This is a genomic window from Pseudooceanicola batsensis HTCC2597 (assembly GCF_000152725.1).
In the GTDB taxonomy this organism is placed as follows: domain Bacteria; phylum Pseudomonadota; class Alphaproteobacteria; order Rhodobacterales; family Rhodobacteraceae; genus Pseudooceanicola; species Pseudooceanicola batsensis.
Window position 1 is genome coordinate 560,011 of sequence record NZ_CH724131.1, and the last position, 13,341, is coordinate 573,351.

General features: G+C 69.4%; 16 protein-coding genes and 1 riboswitch. Of the genes, 5 read left to right on the forward strand and 11 right to left on the reverse strand.

Annotation, left to right across the window (positions count from 1 at the left end; translation table 11 throughout):
* Positions 1 to 8 precede the first annotated feature (8 nt).
* From OB2597_RS06800 to OB2597_RS06850, 11 genes are all read right to left on the reverse strand, one after another.
* Positions 9 to 740 carry an ABC transporter permease gene (locus tag OB2597_RS06800; protein ID WP_009804798.1) on the reverse strand — a complete coding sequence of 244 codons (732 nt, stop codon included), beginning with the start codon at positions 738 to 740 and terminating at the stop codon, positions 9 to 11.
* Entirely contained in the window at positions 737 to 1,462 is a 726-nt protein-coding gene (locus tag OB2597_RS06805; RefSeq protein ID WP_009804799.1) for an ABC transporter ATP-binding protein, read from the reverse strand. The genes OB2597_RS06800 and OB2597_RS06805 overlap by 4 nt, the downstream gene beginning before the upstream one ends.
* Complete coding sequence (locus OB2597_RS06810) at positions 1,459 to 2,130, reverse strand: TenA family protein (protein ID WP_009804800.1); 672 nt, start codon at positions 2,128 to 2,130, stop codon at positions 1,459 to 1,461. The genes OB2597_RS06805 and OB2597_RS06810 overlap by 4 nt, the downstream gene beginning before the upstream one ends.
* Entirely contained in the window at positions 2,127 to 3,062 is a 936-nt protein-coding gene (locus OB2597_RS06815; protein ID WP_009804801.1) for an ABC transporter substrate-binding protein, read from the reverse strand. The genes OB2597_RS06810 and OB2597_RS06815 overlap by 4 nt, the downstream gene beginning before the upstream one ends.
* Positions 3,062 to 4,042: a ThiF family adenylyltransferase gene (locus tag OB2597_RS06820; RefSeq protein WP_009804802.1), complete on the reverse strand. Its 981-nt coding sequence runs from the start codon at positions 4,040 to 4,042 to the stop codon at positions 3,062 to 3,064. The genes OB2597_RS06815 and OB2597_RS06820 overlap by 1 nt, the downstream gene beginning before the upstream one ends.
* Entirely contained in the window at positions 4,039 to 4,635 is a 597-nt protein-coding gene (locus tag OB2597_RS06825) for a thiamine phosphate synthase (RefSeq protein ID WP_009804803.1), read from the reverse strand. Before OB2597_RS06825 ends, OB2597_RS06820 begins: the two co-directional genes overlap by 4 nt.
* On the reverse strand, positions 4,632 to 5,402 hold the full coding sequence (locus OB2597_RS06830; RefSeq protein WP_009804804.1) for a thiazole synthase: 771 nt from the start codon (positions 5,400 to 5,402) through the stop codon (positions 4,632 to 4,634). Before OB2597_RS06830 ends, OB2597_RS06825 begins: the two co-directional genes overlap by 4 nt.
* A gap of 1 nt (position 5,403) precedes the next feature.
* On the reverse strand, positions 5,404 to 5,601 hold the full coding sequence (gene thiS, locus OB2597_RS06835) for a sulfur carrier protein ThiS (protein WP_009804805.1): 198 nt from the start codon (positions 5,599 to 5,601) through the stop codon (positions 5,404 to 5,406).
* Positions 5,585 to 6,562, reverse strand: coding sequence for an FAD-dependent oxidoreductase (locus tag OB2597_RS06840; RefSeq protein WP_009804806.1), 978 nt, complete (start codon positions 6,560 to 6,562; stop codon positions 5,585 to 5,587). The genes thiS and OB2597_RS06840 overlap by 17 nt, the downstream gene beginning before the upstream one ends.
* Positions 6,559 to 7,362 (reverse strand): bifunctional hydroxymethylpyrimidine kinase/phosphomethylpyrimidine kinase, encoded by an 804-nt coding sequence (thiD, locus tag OB2597_RS06845; protein ID WP_040609180.1) that lies wholly within the window; start codon positions 7,360 to 7,362, stop codon positions 6,559 to 6,561. Before thiD ends, OB2597_RS06840 begins: the two co-directional genes overlap by 4 nt.
* Before the next feature lie 51 nt (positions 7,363 to 7,413).
* Positions 7,414 to 7,512: riboswitch (TPP riboswitch) on the reverse strand.
* Between the two features lie 174 nt (positions 7,513 to 7,686).
* Entirely contained in the window at positions 7,687 to 8,343 is a 657-nt protein-coding gene (locus OB2597_RS06850) for a TetR/AcrR family transcriptional regulator (RefSeq protein ID WP_009804808.1), read from the reverse strand.
* Positions 8,344 to 8,430: 87 nt separating this feature from the next.
* Between OB2597_RS06850 and OB2597_RS06855 the strand changes: the two genes are divergently transcribed.
* From OB2597_RS06855 to OB2597_RS06875, 5 genes are read left to right on the forward strand one after another with little or no spacing between them, the layout of a single operon-like run.
* On the forward strand, positions 8,431 to 9,501 hold the full coding sequence (locus OB2597_RS06855) for a C4-dicarboxylate TRAP transporter substrate-binding protein (RefSeq protein WP_009804809.1): 1,071 nt from the start codon (positions 8,431 to 8,433) through the stop codon (positions 9,499 to 9,501).
* A gap of 3 nt (positions 9,502 to 9,504) precedes the next feature.
* Positions 9,505 to 10,044, forward strand: a complete 540-nt coding sequence (locus OB2597_RS06860) for a TRAP transporter small permease subunit (RefSeq protein WP_009804810.1) — start codon at positions 9,505 to 9,507, stop codon at positions 10,042 to 10,044.
* Positions 10,044 to 11,348 (forward strand): TRAP transporter large permease, encoded by a 1,305-nt coding sequence (locus OB2597_RS06865; RefSeq protein ID WP_009804811.1) that lies wholly within the window; start codon positions 10,044 to 10,046, stop codon positions 11,346 to 11,348. Before OB2597_RS06860 ends, OB2597_RS06865 begins: the two co-directional genes overlap by 1 nt.
* 11 nt (positions 11,349 to 11,359) lie before the next feature.
* Entirely contained in the window at positions 11,360 to 12,130 is a 771-nt protein-coding gene (locus OB2597_RS06870) for a cyclase family protein (RefSeq protein ID WP_009804812.1), read from the forward strand.
* A 10-nt stretch (positions 12,131 to 12,140) separates the two neighbouring features.
* The gene (locus OB2597_RS06875) at positions 12,141 to 13,073 is read left to right on the forward strand and encodes a fumarylacetoacetate hydrolase family protein (RefSeq protein WP_009804813.1); all 933 of its coding nucleotides are present in this window, start codon (positions 12,141 to 12,143) and stop codon (positions 13,071 to 13,073) included.
* The last annotated feature ends 268 nt before the right edge of the window (positions 13,074 to 13,341 follow it).

The window sequence follows — 13,341 nt, forward strand, 5'->3', positions numbered from 1 at the left end:
GGGGGGCGTCAGCTTTCCCACATCCGGCGGCAGGCTGCGTCGATGGCGGCATGAAGCAGGAGCGTCAGGACCGCCAGCACGATCAGAGCGGCGAACATGAGGTCGATCTTGGCGCGGCCGTTCGCCAGCAGCATGAGGTACCCCAGCCCGCGCGAGGCCCCCACCCATTCGCCGATGATCGCGCCGATGGGGGCGTAGACGGCGGCGAGCCGCAGGCCCGAGGCAAAGCCGGGCAGGGCGGCCGGAACCCGGATGTGCCACAGGATGCGGGCCGGGCGTGCGCCAATCACGCGTGCAAGTTCGAGCCAGCCGGTCGGGGTGCGCATCAGCGCGTCGAAGAAGGCCGAGGTGACGGGAAAATAGATGATCAGCAGCGCCATGGCGACCTTGGACCAGAGCCCGTAGCCCAGCCAGAGCGTCAGGATCGGAGCGAGAGCGAAGACCGGGACTGCCTGGCTGAAGACCAGCATCGGACGCAGGAGCGACCGCGCGACCGGAGAGGCCGCCATCACGATCGCCGAGGCAAAGCCCAGGGCGGCGCCCAGTCCCAGCCCCAGCAGAACCTCGGTGACGGTGACCCATGCGTGTTCGGCGATGAGCGCGCGGCTGGTCCAGAGCGTCCCGAACACGAGATGCGGACCGGGCAGGATGAAGCGGGGCAAGGCGAAGACGGTCACCACCGCCTGCCACACCAGCAGAGCCAGAAGCACGGTCCCGAGGATGCGGAGCGTTCGTGTCATTCCACCTCCATCAGTTGCCGCTGCAGGTGCCCCTGAAAGGCGAGCGTCTCCGGCGCGTCGAAGGGGCGGGGAACGGGTCCGGCCGGCGGGGTTTCGCTCGTGATGCCGGCGCGCGTCATCAGCAGCACGTTCTGCCCCAGCCGCGCGGCCTCGGCGGCGTCATGGGTGACGTGCAGGACGGTGCGCCCGCCCAGCAGTCCGGCCGCCAGGTCCTGCATCAGGGCCCGCGACCGCGCGTCGAGCGCCGAGAAGGGCTCGTCCAACAGCACCACCGGGCGATCCTCCATCAGTGTCCGCGCAAGCGCCACCCGCTGCCGTTGCCCGCCCGAAAGGGCATGCGGCCGCTTGTGGGCATGGGCGGCCAGCCCGACACGCCCGAGCAACCCGGTGGCCCGGTCCCGCCGGCCCGCCTCGCCCCGCAACCGCGCGCCGAGGGTCACGTTGGCGACCGCGTCCAGCCAGGGCATCAGCAGGTCGCTCTGCGCCATCAGCGCGACCCGGCCCGCCAGCGGTGCGCCATCGTCCGCCGCCGCGACCCCGTCGAACGCGACGTCGCCGCCGAGACCGCTCAGCAGCCGCAGAATGGTGGACTTGCCCACGCCCGAGGGACCGAGCAGGCAGGTCCATTCCCCGGCACGCACCTCGAGGGACAACGGGCCGAAGACCGGCGCGCCGCCCGCCGTTGCCCGCCCCGACAGCCGTAGCGCCGGCGCGGCGCTCATCCGGAGAGGCCCATGCCCCAGAAGTCGACCTCGAGCCGTGTCGCCGTCTCGAAACGGGCGCAAAGCCCGGGCCAGCGCGGGCTTTGCGCGGGATCCGGCCCGATGCGGCGCGCCATGGCCGTGTCGATCAGCCTGCCCACCTCGTGGCAGGTTTGCTGGTAGCCGGCGCCGGAATAGGTGCCGATCCAGTCCGCATAGGGCGTCTCGCCCGCTTCGGCCGCCAGCCGCGTCCCGATCTCTCCATAGCCCAGGACGCAGGGCGCCAGCGCGGCCATCAGGTCGAGGAAATCGCCCGCGTGGCCCGCGTCCAGCACGTAGCGGGTGTAGGCGATGTTCTGCGGCGCCTCGCGGGTCGAGAAGAGCGTGGCCTCGGGGATGCCCTCGGCGGCGCAGGTCTCGACGTGCAGGCGCATCTCTTCGTCCAGCAGCGCGTGCACGGTGGCGGCACAGGCGCGCATTTCCTCCAGCGTCTCGGCCTTGGTCACGGCGAGAGCCCAGGCGCGGGAAAAATGGACGAGGAACAGGTAATCCTGCACCAGGTAGCCCAGGTATGCCGCCCGCGGCAGCGTGCCGTCCCTCAGCCCCTCGACGAAGGCGTGCCGGGTATAGGCGTGCCAGCTGTCGCCCGCCGCGTCCCGCCACAGCGGGAAGGTTCTGCCGTAGCTCATTGTGCGCCCAGGTCGATGGCCAGCTCGGATACGGGCCGCGCGCCGTCGATCAGCCCCGCCTCTTCGAGGAAGGCCTCGAACCGCAGATACCGTCCCTGGTCGAGAGCCTCGGGGCGCAGCGCGAACCGGGGAATCGTGTCGGCCCAGGCGCGTTCGTTCAACTCGTCCTGCAATTCGGCGGCGGTGCCGGAAAAGATCTCCCAGCTTTCCTGCGGATGGTTCACGATGAACTGCGTGGCGCGTTCGGTCGCCGCAAGAAAGCGGCGGATCATGTCCGCATCCATGGTCTGCGGATTCGCGACGTAGATCAGTTCGTCATAGGTTGGCACGCCCTCCTCCTCGGGATAGAAGCACCGGCCCGCCACGTTCTCGATCTCCATCTGGTTCAGTTCGAAGTTGCGGAAGGCCCCGATCACCGCGTCGACCTGCCCGGCCATGAGCGCGGGCGAGAGCGACCAGTTCACGTTGACCAGCTCGACATCCGCCGTGCTCAGTCCGGCCTGGCCGAGCATCGCCGACAGCAGCGCCTCTTCGACCCCGGCGACCGAGAATCCCACCTTGCGCCCCGCGAGATCCGCGATCTCCGACACCGGGCCGTCCTCGAGCACCAGCAGGCAGTTGAGCGGTGTGGCGACCAGCGTCCCCACACGGATCAGCGGCATGCCCTCGGCCACCTGGAGATGCAGTTGCGGCTGGTAGGAGATGGCAAGCTCGGCGCGCCCGGTGGCCGCCATCTTGGGCGGGTCCGAGGGATCGGCGGGGGCGACCACCTCGACCTCGAGCCCGGCCTCGTCGAAGTAGCCCTGTTCCTGGGCGATGACGATGGGCCCGTGATCGGGGTTCACGAACCAATCGAGCACCACGGTCATGGCATCCTGCGCGGTGGCGGGAGTGGCGGCGAGCAGGGCGAGGGCGGTCAGGCGGGCTTTCATCAGGTATCTCCGGTTGGGTCGCCGAGGGCGACAAGGAAAATGTCTCCGTCCCAGACGCCGGCCAGTCGCTCGGCCGCGGCCCAGGAGCGCTGGCCCGAGCGGCAGCAGAGCACCGCGCGTTGGCCGGGGGAGGGGGTGGGTCCGCCCGGCCCGAAGGCCGTGACGGGAAGTCGGCGGGCCCAGGGGCGCGCCAGCGGCGCCTCGTCCTCGGCCCTCAGGTCGACGACGAAGTCGTCCTGCGCGATCTCGGAGGCAGCGAGAAAGCGGGGTTGCCTCTCGGGCTCGGGCGCCCCGTCGAAGCGGAAGCCGCCAAAGCGGAAATCCCCCGCCTCGAAGGTGACGAGCCGGCCCAGCGGAGATGGCGCGAGATCCGCAAGCAGCGCCGCCGCCATCTGCGCCTGAAGCGCGCCGATGATGCCGACCACCGGGCCCAGCACGCCGTCCAGGGCGCAGGAGCCCAGCCGCCGGGGCAGGTCGGGAAAGACGGCCCTAAGACTGGGCGCGCCCCCGCAGAAGGCGCCGACGTAGCCCCCGAGCCCGATGACGGAGGCGCTGACCAGGGGCCGATGGGCCGCGTGGCAGTCATCCGACAGGATATAGCTCGCGGCGAAACTGTCGGCACAGTCGAGGACCAGGTCCACGCCGTCGCAAAGCGCTGGTGCATTCCCCGGGACAAGCGCGTCGACGACCGGGTCCACCCGGACCTCGGGATTCAGTGCGACGACGGCGCCCGCGGCGGCTTCGGCCTTGGGGCGGCCGATATCGGTCTCGCGGAACAGGGTCTGGCGGTGAAGGTTGCTTGCCTCGACCCGGTCCGGATCGACCAGCCGGATGCGCCCGACGCCCGCGCCGCCCAGGTACTGCAGCGCCGGCGCCGCCAGCCCGCCCGCGCCGACGACCAGCACATGCGCCGCCTGCAGCCGGGCCTGCCCGGCTTTGCCGAATTCGGGCACGGCGATCTGGCGGGCGTAGCGGCTCATCGCGTGGCCTCGATCCACTGCCTCACGCGGGCTTCGGGATCGTCGTGCAGCGTGATGTCCGTCACGGCCGAGACGATATCGGCCCCCGCCGCGAAGGCCCCCGCCGCACGGTCGACGTTCATCCCGCCGATTGCGACGAGCGGCAGCGCGCCGATCAGCCGCTTCCATTCGGTCACGCGCTCGAGCCCCTGCCGCTCCCATTTCATCTTCTTGAGGATCGTGGGGTAGACAGGACCGAGCGCGACATAGTCAGGCGTCAAGGACAGCGCGCGGTCCAGCTCGGCATGGTCATGGGTGCTGATGCCGATCTTCAGGCCGGCGCGGCGGATGGCCGGCAGGTCGGCCTCGTCCAGATCCTCCTGCCCGAGGTGGATCCAGTCGCAGTCTTCGTCGATGGCGGTCTGCCAGTGATCGTTGACCACCAGCACCGCCCCATGCGACCGGCAGAGCGCCCGGGCCCGCGCCACCGCCGGACGCAGGTCGGAGGCGGAGAGCGTCTTGATGCGCAACTGCACCAGCTTGACGCCGAGGGGCAGGGTGCGCTCGAGCCAGGCGACATTGTCGAAGATCGGATAGAAACGGTCGAGCGTCATTCCAGGAACGCCTGTCCGAGCACGGGGGTCGAGGGGGCGGCCATGTCGCGCGGTTCCATCGGGTCGGCCGCGAAGGCCAGCCGCCCGGCCTCAACGGCGCGGGCGAACCCTTCCGCCATCGCCGCCGGATCGCCCGCCTTTGCGACGGCCGTGTTCAGCAGCACCGCGTCGTAGCCCAACTCCATCGCCATCGCCGCCTGGCTGGGCAGCCCGAGCCCCGCATCCACGACCATCGGTACCCCGGGGAACTGCGCGCGCAGCGTGCGCAGGCCGTAGAGGTTCGTCAGACCCAGCCCGGTGCCGATCGGCGCGCCCCAGGGCATCAGCACCTCGCAGCCCGCGTCCAGCAGCCGGCCGGCCAGCACCACGTCCTCGGTCGTATAGGGGAAGACCTGAAAGCCGTCGTCGGCGAGGATGCGCGCCGTCTCGACCAGGCCGAACGGGTCGGGCTGAAGCGTGTCGGCATGGCCGATGACCTCGAGCTTGATCCAGGGCGTGTCGAAGAGTTCCCGCGCCATCTGCGCGGTCGTCACCGCCTCGCGCACGGAATGGCACCCGGCGGTGTTGGGCAGCACGCGCACGCCCAGGCCGCGCACGAGGTCCCAGAACGCGGCGCCGGCACGCTCGCCTCCTGCCTCGCGGCGCACGGAGACGGTGGCGATGCCGGCGCCGGAGCGGCGGAACGCCTCGGCCAGCACGGCGGGCGAGGGGTACTGCGCCGTGCCCAGCATCAGGCGCGAGGCGATGTCGGTTCCGTACAGCCGCATCTCAGCCCCCCTGTCTCGGCGCGACGATCTCGACCCGGTCGCCGGGTTCGAGCGCGGTCTGCCCGCGCGCCGCCGTCGACACGAAGCTTTCGTTGACGGCAGTAGCGACCTTCGCCTCGCCATAGCCCAGTTCGTCCAGCGCCTGGGCAAGCGTGCCGGCCCGGACCTCGGTCGCGGCACCGTTAACCATGATCTTCATGCATCAACTCCGGTTGCGTGTCCTCCAGCGCCGCTTCGGCCGCCATGCGCGCGAGAGCCGGCGCAAGAAGGAAGCCGTGGCGGAAGAGGCCGTTGACATGGATGGTGTGGCCCCGCCGCAGGATGCGCGGCAGGTTGTCGGGAAAGGCGGGGCGGGCATCGACGCCGATCTCGACGAGCTCGGCCTCGCCGAAGACGGGGTGCAGCGCGTAGGCGGCCGACAGGAGTTCGAGAACCGAGCGGACGCTGCGGCGACGGTCATCGCTCTCGATCTGGGTGGCCCCCAGCATGAACAGCCCGTCCGGGCGCGGAACGACATAGAGCGGAACACGCGGGTGAAGCAGACGGACCGGCCGCGACAGGTGAATGTCGGTACTGCGCAGCACCGCCATCTCGCCCTTCACGCCACGCAGGTTCGTCAACACGTCCCGCGCCGACAGCCCGCGACAGTCGAACGTGAAATCCGCCGAGCCGCCGGGTTCGGTCGCAAAGGTCACGCCGGACCGGTCGAGCCTGTCGCGCAGGCAGATCAGCGCGGCACGGGGATCGAGATGCGCCTCGCCCGGCACGTGCAGCGCCCGGTCGAACCGGCCGGCGAGGTCGGGTTCCAGCGTGGCGAGGCCGCCCGGATCAAGCCGCTCGTGCTCCGGGACGCGTCGGGCGAAGCGGTCCAACTCGCTCCGGTCGCGTCCCAGTGCCACGACGAGGGTCCCGCGCCTGTCGACCCTCACCCCCTGACGCTCCCACCAGTCGGCGGCCTCCCGGCCCAGCCGCACCACCGGCTCTTCGGCCGTCTCGCCTTCGCAGAGCGGCGCCAGCATTCCGCCCGCCCACCATGAGCAGCCATGCGGTCCGGGGCGCGGCGCCGGGTCGTGAACCGTCACCTCGCAGCCCCGCGCGACCAGCTCCGTCGCCACGCAGAGCCCGGCGACCCCGGCGCCGAGGACTTGTGCCCGCGTCATGGCCAGACCTCGTGAAAATGATGCACCGGCCCGTGTCCGCCGCCGAGGCCGAGCCCGTCCGCTGCGCCGATCGCGCCGTGCAGCCAACTCTGCGCCCGCCGGACCGCCGCCTCCACGCCGGCCCCCTTCGCCAGTTCGGCCGCGATCGCCGAGGACAGGCTGCACCCCGTCCCGTGGGTGTTGCGGGTGGCAATCCGGGGTTGTTCCATGGCCAGCGCGCCTTTCGCCGTCATCAGGCGATCGATGCAGGTCGGCCCCTCGGCATGGCCGCCCTTCATCAGGACGGCCCGCGCACCGCGCGCCAGCAATTCCCGGCCCTGGCTGACGACCTCCCGAGGCTCGCGCGCCTGCTCGCGGCGCAGCAGGCGCGCGGCTTCGGGCAGGTTCGGCGTCAGCACGTCGGCGCGCGGCAGCAGCCGTTCGATCAGCGCCGCCTCGGCCTCTTCGGCCAGCAGGGCGTCGCCGGACTTGGCCACCATCACCGGATCGAGAACGACCGGGCCGTCGTATCCTTCGATCGCCGAGGCGACCGCACCGACGATCTCGGACGAGGCCAGCATGCCGATCTTGATCGCGCGTGGTGGAATGTCGTTCAGCACGGCGGCGATCTGTGCCGCGACCACCTCGGGTGAAATCGCCTCGACCGCAAAGACGCCGCGGGTGTTCTGCGCGGTGATCGCGGTGATCGCGCTGGTTCCGTAGACGCCGACCGCGGAAAATGTCTTGAGATCGGCCTGAATGCCCGCGCCGCCGCCGCTGTCGGACCCCGCGATGGTCAATGCGGTTGGAATTGGCTTCATCTCTTCCTCCGCCAGCAGGAGGGAGGAAGAAATGACCGCCGCAATCGGCGCGCCAGATCGTGCTCCGTTCCCTCCGCCGGTATTGCCCGGATCAGGTTCGATGGGTTGGCTTGCGCCTCTCAGCCCGGACGGGCACCCCAACGGATTCTGCTGAGACGCTACCAGCCGGAGGGCGAGGCGGCAATAGGCCGGCGGGACCGGCATGGTTCTGGCACTGGAAGCGCAGTTGAAGGCCCGACTCGTTGCGAATCCTCCGGGCCTTCTTCATGTTGATCACCCGTCCTTCCCGCCGCAGCAAGACAGCTTTGCGTCCTGCGCTGAGGGTCAGCGCCCGCGCGCCGCGACGGCCTCGATCCCGCCGAGGCAGAAGGTGATCAGCGTCTCGCGATAGTCCATCGGACCGCCGGCCTCGCGGCCCGACAGCCCGGCGATCCGGGCACGGCTCGCCACCAGCGACAGCATAGAGGCGACGGTGAGCGTGAGCGCCGTCACAAGTTCCCTGCGCGGGACCTCGGGGCGGAGTTCATGCATGGCGTCCAGATATTCCTGCGCCACGGGGTCATAGAGGCCCCCGACCTCGGGATACCAGCGGTCGTCGCTGACGATGCGGGCGATCAGCCGGGCATAGGCGCGCCATTGCGGATCCCCGCGCGAGGCCTGGTCGAGGTAAGGCGTCAGGTAGCCATCCACCAGGTCGCGCATCTCAAGCGGGACATCCTGCGCCCTCAGCTCGGCCAGCCTTGCCCGGCGCGCGGCATTCAGGGCCTCCACCCGGCGCTCAAGCACGGTTCGGAACAGCTTCTGCTTGGAGCCGCCGTGGAACCCGACCACCCCAAGCGTGACCCCCGCCTCGGCGGCGATCCGGCGGATCGAGACCGCGTCGAATCCTTCCGCCGCGAATAGCCGTTCGGCGGCGTCCAGAACCCGCTCGCGCGTGGCCTCTCCCCGCAGGACACGGCCGTCGGTGGTGGCCTCTTCCATGTGACCTCCCTCATCTCTTGACAATTTATACGCTCGTACAGATAGTTTGCCAAGGCCGCGGGGAGGCGGCTCCAGAGGAGGAACATCATGGAACTTGTCACACCGATTCGCCGCGGCCTTGCGGCCTGTGCCGCTGCCGCGATCCTGACCCCGGCCGCACAGGCCGAGAGCTTCGACGCCACTGTGGTCGCGGGGCACCCGCCCGTCTTCCTCTGGGTGAAGACCCTGTCGGAGACCTTCATCCCGACCGTCAACGCCGAGCTGGAGGGGACCGAACACTCCATCGACTGGATGGAAGCCTACGGTGGCACGCTGGCCAAGGTCGGCGGTGAGCTCGAGGCGATCGAGGACGGGCTGGCCCAGATCGGTATCGTCAGCTCGCTGTTCGAGCCGTCGCTGCTGAGCCTGCAGAACGTGACCTATGCCACGCCCTTCGGGTCGCCCGACGTGGACATCGTCTTCGACACCGTGGACGGCATGCACGAGGACATCGCGGACATGCGCAAGCTCTGGGAAGAGCATGACATGGAGTACCTCGGCGGCGGCTTTGGGCTCGAGGACTACCTGCTGATGACCACCTTCGAGGTGGACAGCCTGGACGATCTCAAGGGCCGCAAGATCAATGCGCCCGGACCCGCGGTGAACTGGCTGAAGGGTACCGGTGCCGTCGGAGTCTCGGGCAACCTGACGACCTACTACAACGACATCCAGACCGGCGTGGCCGAGGGCGTCATCGTCTTCCCGACCGCCGCCGCCGCCGCAAAGCTGCACGAGGTCGCGCCGCACGTGACCCGCACCGGCTTCGGCGCGCAATACGCCGGCGCCATCGTCGCCAAGAAAAGCTGGTACGACGAGCTTCCGGACGAGGTGCAGGCGGCGATCGATACTGGTGTCGACGCCTTCGCAGAGGCCTATCGCGCCGGGCTTGAGCAGCGCGTGCAGGCGGCCTTCAAGACCATGGAAGAGGGCGGCGCCACGATCGCGACGCTGCCGGCCGAAGAGCGTCAGAAGTGGGCGCAGGCGCTGCCGGATATCGCCGGTGACTGGGCGCGCAACCTCGATGGGCAGGGCCTTGCCGGGTCCGAGGTGGTGAACACCTACATGCAGCGCCTCAAGGATGCCGGCGTCGATCTGCCCCGCGACTGGACCGTGGAGTAAGCCGTGACGCAGGCCGGACCGGACGAGGAGGGCGCCCCGCGCGCCCTCGCGCAGCGCATCGCCAACGGGATTATGTCGGCAGCCAACGTGGCGGCGACGGCATGGATCTTGCTCCTGATGGTGCTGATCCTGTCGGACGTGATCGGGCGCAACGCCTTCCTCGCGCCGATCGCCGGGGTGCCGGAGATGGTGAAGTATTCGATCGTCGGGATCGTTTTCCTTCAGGTGGCGCATACACACCGGAACGGCGAACTGATCCGTTCGGACGGGCTGCTCGGCCTGCTCACAAAGCGCGCGCCCCGGGCGGGGGCGGCGCTTGACCTCGTGGCGCAGCTGGCGGGCGTGGCCGTGTCGCTGATGCTGGCATGGGCCGTCTGGCCCAAGGCCACCCGCGCCTTCGAACGGGGCGAGATGGAGGGGATCGCGGGTCATTTCCAGATGCCCGTCTGGCCCTTCCTGACCATCGTCGCCCTTGGATCGGTTTTGCTGGCGGTGTCCTTCCTGATCTCGGCGGTCCACGCGGCGCGGAAGGTGGCCGCCTGATGGACAGCCTGATGATCGGATACCTTTCGCTGGCCGGGATCGGCGTGGCGATATATGCAGGCCTGCACGTGGCGATCGCCCTGGCCGGCGTGTCGTTCCTCGGGGTCTGGGCGCTGACGGGCAAGGCGGCGCTCGCCTTCAACTTCGTGGCCCTCGCGGGCACCGACTCGATCGCGGAATACACCTTCGGCGTGGTGCCTCTATTCGTGCTGATGGGGCTGGCGGTCAGTGAATCGGGCCTTGGCCGCGACACCTTCGCGATCATCGCGCGCAGCACGCGCGGCTGGCGCGGCGGGCTGGGGGTGGCCACCGTGCTGTCGAACGCGGTCTTCGCCGCGATCACCGGCATTTCGATCGCCTCGGCGGCGGTCTTCTCGAAGGTCGCGGTGCCGCAGATGGTGGCGGCCGGCACGAAACGTTCGATCGCGGTCGGCACCGTCGCGGGCTCCAGCGTGCTGGGGATGCTGATCCCGCCGTCGCTCCTGCTGATCCTCTTCGCCATTCTCACCGACAGCTCGGTGGGAGACCTGTTCCTTGGCGGTGTGGGGCCGGGGCTGCTGCTGGCGCTTGCCTTCGGGGTCTACCTGACGGTGCTGGGGCGTTTTCGTCCCCAACTGTTCGACGGACCGAAGACCCTGGGCGGCGCCGATGACACGACCCCTTCGGCCCTGATGCTGCCGGTGCTGGGACTGGCCGGGGTGGTGCTGGGCGGAATCTATACCGGCTTCTTCACACCGACCGAGGCCGGGGCCGTCGGCGCCGCCGCCGCGCTGATCCTGTCCTTTGCCATGCGCCGCATCGGCACCTCGGGGGCCTGGCGCATCGCTGTGCAGACCGGGCACATCACCGCTGCCGTCTGCTTCCTGATCGTGGGTGCGTCGATATACAGCCGGATGCTGGCCTTCTCGGGTGTGCCGGCGTCGGTGACGGAATGGGTCGTGGCCAGCGGGATCGGGCCGCTCGGGTTCCTGTTCCTCTTCGCGCTGATCGTGGCGGCGATGGGGACGATCCTCGACAGCTCCTCGATCATGCTGGTGACTGTGCCGCTGGCCTTTCCGATCACGCAGGAGCTGGGGATCGACGTGGTGCATTTCGGGCTCGTCACCGTGCTCGCGGTCGAAATCGGCTTGCTGACCCCGCCGCTGGGGCTGTCGGTCTTCGTCGTGCAGGCCACGCTGCGACATGAGGGCGTGACTCTCGGCGAAGTGTTCCGCGGCGCCGCGCCCTTTGCCCTCATCATGGCGGGCGTTCTGACCGCCGTGATCCTGATCCCCGACATCGCAACCGGCCTGATCGGCCGCTGACGGAGACTGCCATGAAACTGATCGACCTCGCCCGTCCGCTGGAGAACACGAAATACGCCGACCCGCCGGGCCTGCACCCGGAGATCGAGTACTTCGGCCACGACGTCACCGCGCAGCAGATCCTCGACTTCTTTCCTGGCGTGAAAAGCGAGGACCTGCCCGGCGGCGAAGGCTGGGCGGTCGAAAAGGTCAGCCTGTCGACGCATAACGGCACGCACCTGGACGCGCCCTATCACTTCCATTCCACAATGGATGGCGGGAAACGCGCGATCACAATCGACGAGGTGCCGCTGGAATGGTGCATCGGGCGCGGGGTGAAGCTGGATTTCCGCGAGGTGCCCGACGGGCACGTGGTCACGGCGGCCGAAGTCGAGGCGGAGTTCGCGCGCATCGGCCACGACCTGCAGCCCGGCGACATCGTGCTGGTCAACACCGCGGCTGGCGCGGCCTATGGCCAGCCGCACTACGTCGCGACCGGCTGCGGGATCGGTCACGAGGCCACCTGCTGGATGACCGAGCGCGGTATGCGGGTCTGCGGCACCGATGCCTGGAGTTGGGACGCCCCCTTCATCCACACCGCCAGGAAGGTGGCCGAGACCGGTGACGCCGGGCTGATCTGGGAAGGACACCGCGCCGGCATGGTGCGCGGTTATTGCCACATCGAGAAGCTCGCCAACCTCGAACAGCTGCCCGCGACGGGCTTTGAGGTGCAGTGCTTCCCGGTAAAGATCAAGGGCGCGAGCGCAGGCTGGTGCCGGCCCATCGCGATTATCAGGGATTGAGGAGAGAGCGATGAAACTGGCAACCTTCGACGTCGGGCAGGGGCCCCGGCTGGGCGCGGTCACGAACGAGGGCATGGTGGACCTGACGGCGACCGGCCGCCCCGAGCTGGCCGACATGCTGTCACTGATCGAGGCGGGCGCGCCCGGCCTGGACCTTGCGCGCGAAACCGAGGCGGCGGGCCCGGTACGGAGCATGGAGGGCCTGCGCCTGCTGTCGCCGATCCCGGTGCCGCCGCAGTTTCGTGATGCCTCGACCTTTCCGCGCCATATCGTGCAGGCCCCGGTGGGGATGCAGAAGCTGGCCGCGCAGATGCAGGGCAAGCCCGACCCGGACCCGCAGCTCGGCGAGGTGCCCGAGGTTTATCGCCAGCAGCCGATCTTCTACATCACCAACCGCTTCAGCGTGCGCGGCCATGACGAGGACGTGCTCTGGCCGCGGTATTCGCAGGCCATGGACTTCGAACTGGAGGTCGCCTGCGTCGTCGGGCGGGGCGGCAAGGACATCGCGAAGAAGGACGCCTTCGATCACGTCTTCGGCTACACGATCTTCAACGATTTCTCGGCCCGCGACACCCAGCTTGTCGAGATGCAGGGCATGCTCGGGCCCGCCAAGGGCAAGAGCTTCGACGGCGGCAATGTCCTTGGTCCGGTGATTGTAACGGCGGACGAGGTGCCGAACCCGCGCAAGCTGCGCACGCAGGCGCGGATCAACGGCAGCGTCTACGTGGACACCGACATGTCCGCGATGCTGCACGGCTTCGACGACATGATCGCCTTCATCAGCCGGGACGAGGCGCTCCATCCCGGCGAGGTGATCGGCGCGGGCACCGTCAACGACGGCTGCGGGCTGGAGCACTCGGTCTTCCTCAACGACGGGGACGTGGTCGAACTCGAGGTCGAGGGAATCGGCATCCTGCGCAACCGCGTGCGCCGACAGGACTGAAGGGGGCGGCGGCTCAGGCCGCCGCTGCCTCCGGCGCCCTCGGTCGGCCCGAGGTGAGCGCGGAGAGGGCCACCATCACCGCCGCCGCGCCCGGGACAAGGGGCAGGCCACCAAGCTGGTAGGTCAGCCCCGACAGCAGCGTGCCGATCAGCCCGCCGAATGTACGACCTGCGGCACAAGTTCGCGACCGAGCGCTACTACTTCCGCTACCTCACTCAGGAGCAGCAAGCGGTCGCCTACGCCGACGGCAATGTCGGTCTATGATACA

Bases quoted from the DNA above. Each gene is read 5' to 3' on its own strand.
- OB2597_RS06800 (WP_009804798.1), bottom strand. From the start codon at position 740: ATGACACGAACGCTCCGCATCCTCGGGACCGTGCTTCTGGCTCTGCTG.
- OB2597_RS06805 (WP_009804799.1), bottom strand. From the start codon at position 1,462: ATGAGCGCCGCGCCGGCGCTACGGCTGTCGGGGCGGGCAACGGCGGGC.
- OB2597_RS06810 (WP_009804800.1), bottom strand. From the start codon at position 2,130: ATGAGCTACGGCAGAACCTTCCCGCTGTGGCGGGACGCGGCGGGCGAC.
- OB2597_RS06815 (WP_009804801.1), bottom strand. From the start codon at position 3,062: ATGAAAGCCCGCCTGACCGCCCTCGCCCTGCTCGCCGCCACTCCCGCC.
- OB2597_RS06820 (WP_009804802.1), bottom strand. From the start codon at position 4,042: ATGAGCCGCTACGCCCGCCAGATCGCCGTGCCCGAATTCGGCAAAGCC.
- OB2597_RS06825 (WP_009804803.1), bottom strand. From the start codon at position 4,635: ATGACGCTCGACCGTTTCTATCCGATCTTCGACAATGTCGCCTGGCTC.
- OB2597_RS06830 (WP_009804804.1), bottom strand. From the start codon at position 5,402: ATGCGGCTGTACGGAACCGACATCGCCTCGCGCCTGATGCTGGGCACG.
- thiS (WP_009804805.1), bottom strand. From the start codon at position 5,601: ATGAAGATCATGGTTAACGGTGCCGCGACCGAGGTCCGGGCCGGCACG.
- OB2597_RS06840 (WP_009804806.1), bottom strand. From the start codon at position 6,562: ATGACGCGGGCACAAGTCCTCGGCGCCGGGGTCGCCGGGCTCTGCGTG.
- thiD (WP_040609180.1), bottom strand. From the start codon at position 7,362: ATGAAGCCAATTCCAACCGCATTGACCATCGCGGGGTCCGACAGCGGC.
- OB2597_RS06850 (WP_009804808.1), bottom strand. From the start codon at position 8,343: ATGGAAGAGGCCACCACCGACGGCCGTGTCCTGCGGGGAGAGGCCACG.
- OB2597_RS06855 (WP_009804809.1), top strand. From the start codon at position 8,431: ATGGAACTTGTCACACCGATTCGCCGCGGCCTTGCGGCCTGTGCCGCT.
- OB2597_RS06865 (WP_009804811.1), top strand. From the start codon at position 10,044: ATGGACAGCCTGATGATCGGATACCTTTCGCTGGCCGGGATCGGCGTG.
- OB2597_RS06870 (WP_009804812.1), top strand. From the start codon at position 11,360: ATGAAACTGATCGACCTCGCCCGTCCGCTGGAGAACACGAAATACGCC.
- OB2597_RS06875 (WP_009804813.1), top strand. From the start codon at position 12,141: ATGAAACTGGCAACCTTCGACGTCGGGCAGGGGCCCCGGCTGGGCGCG.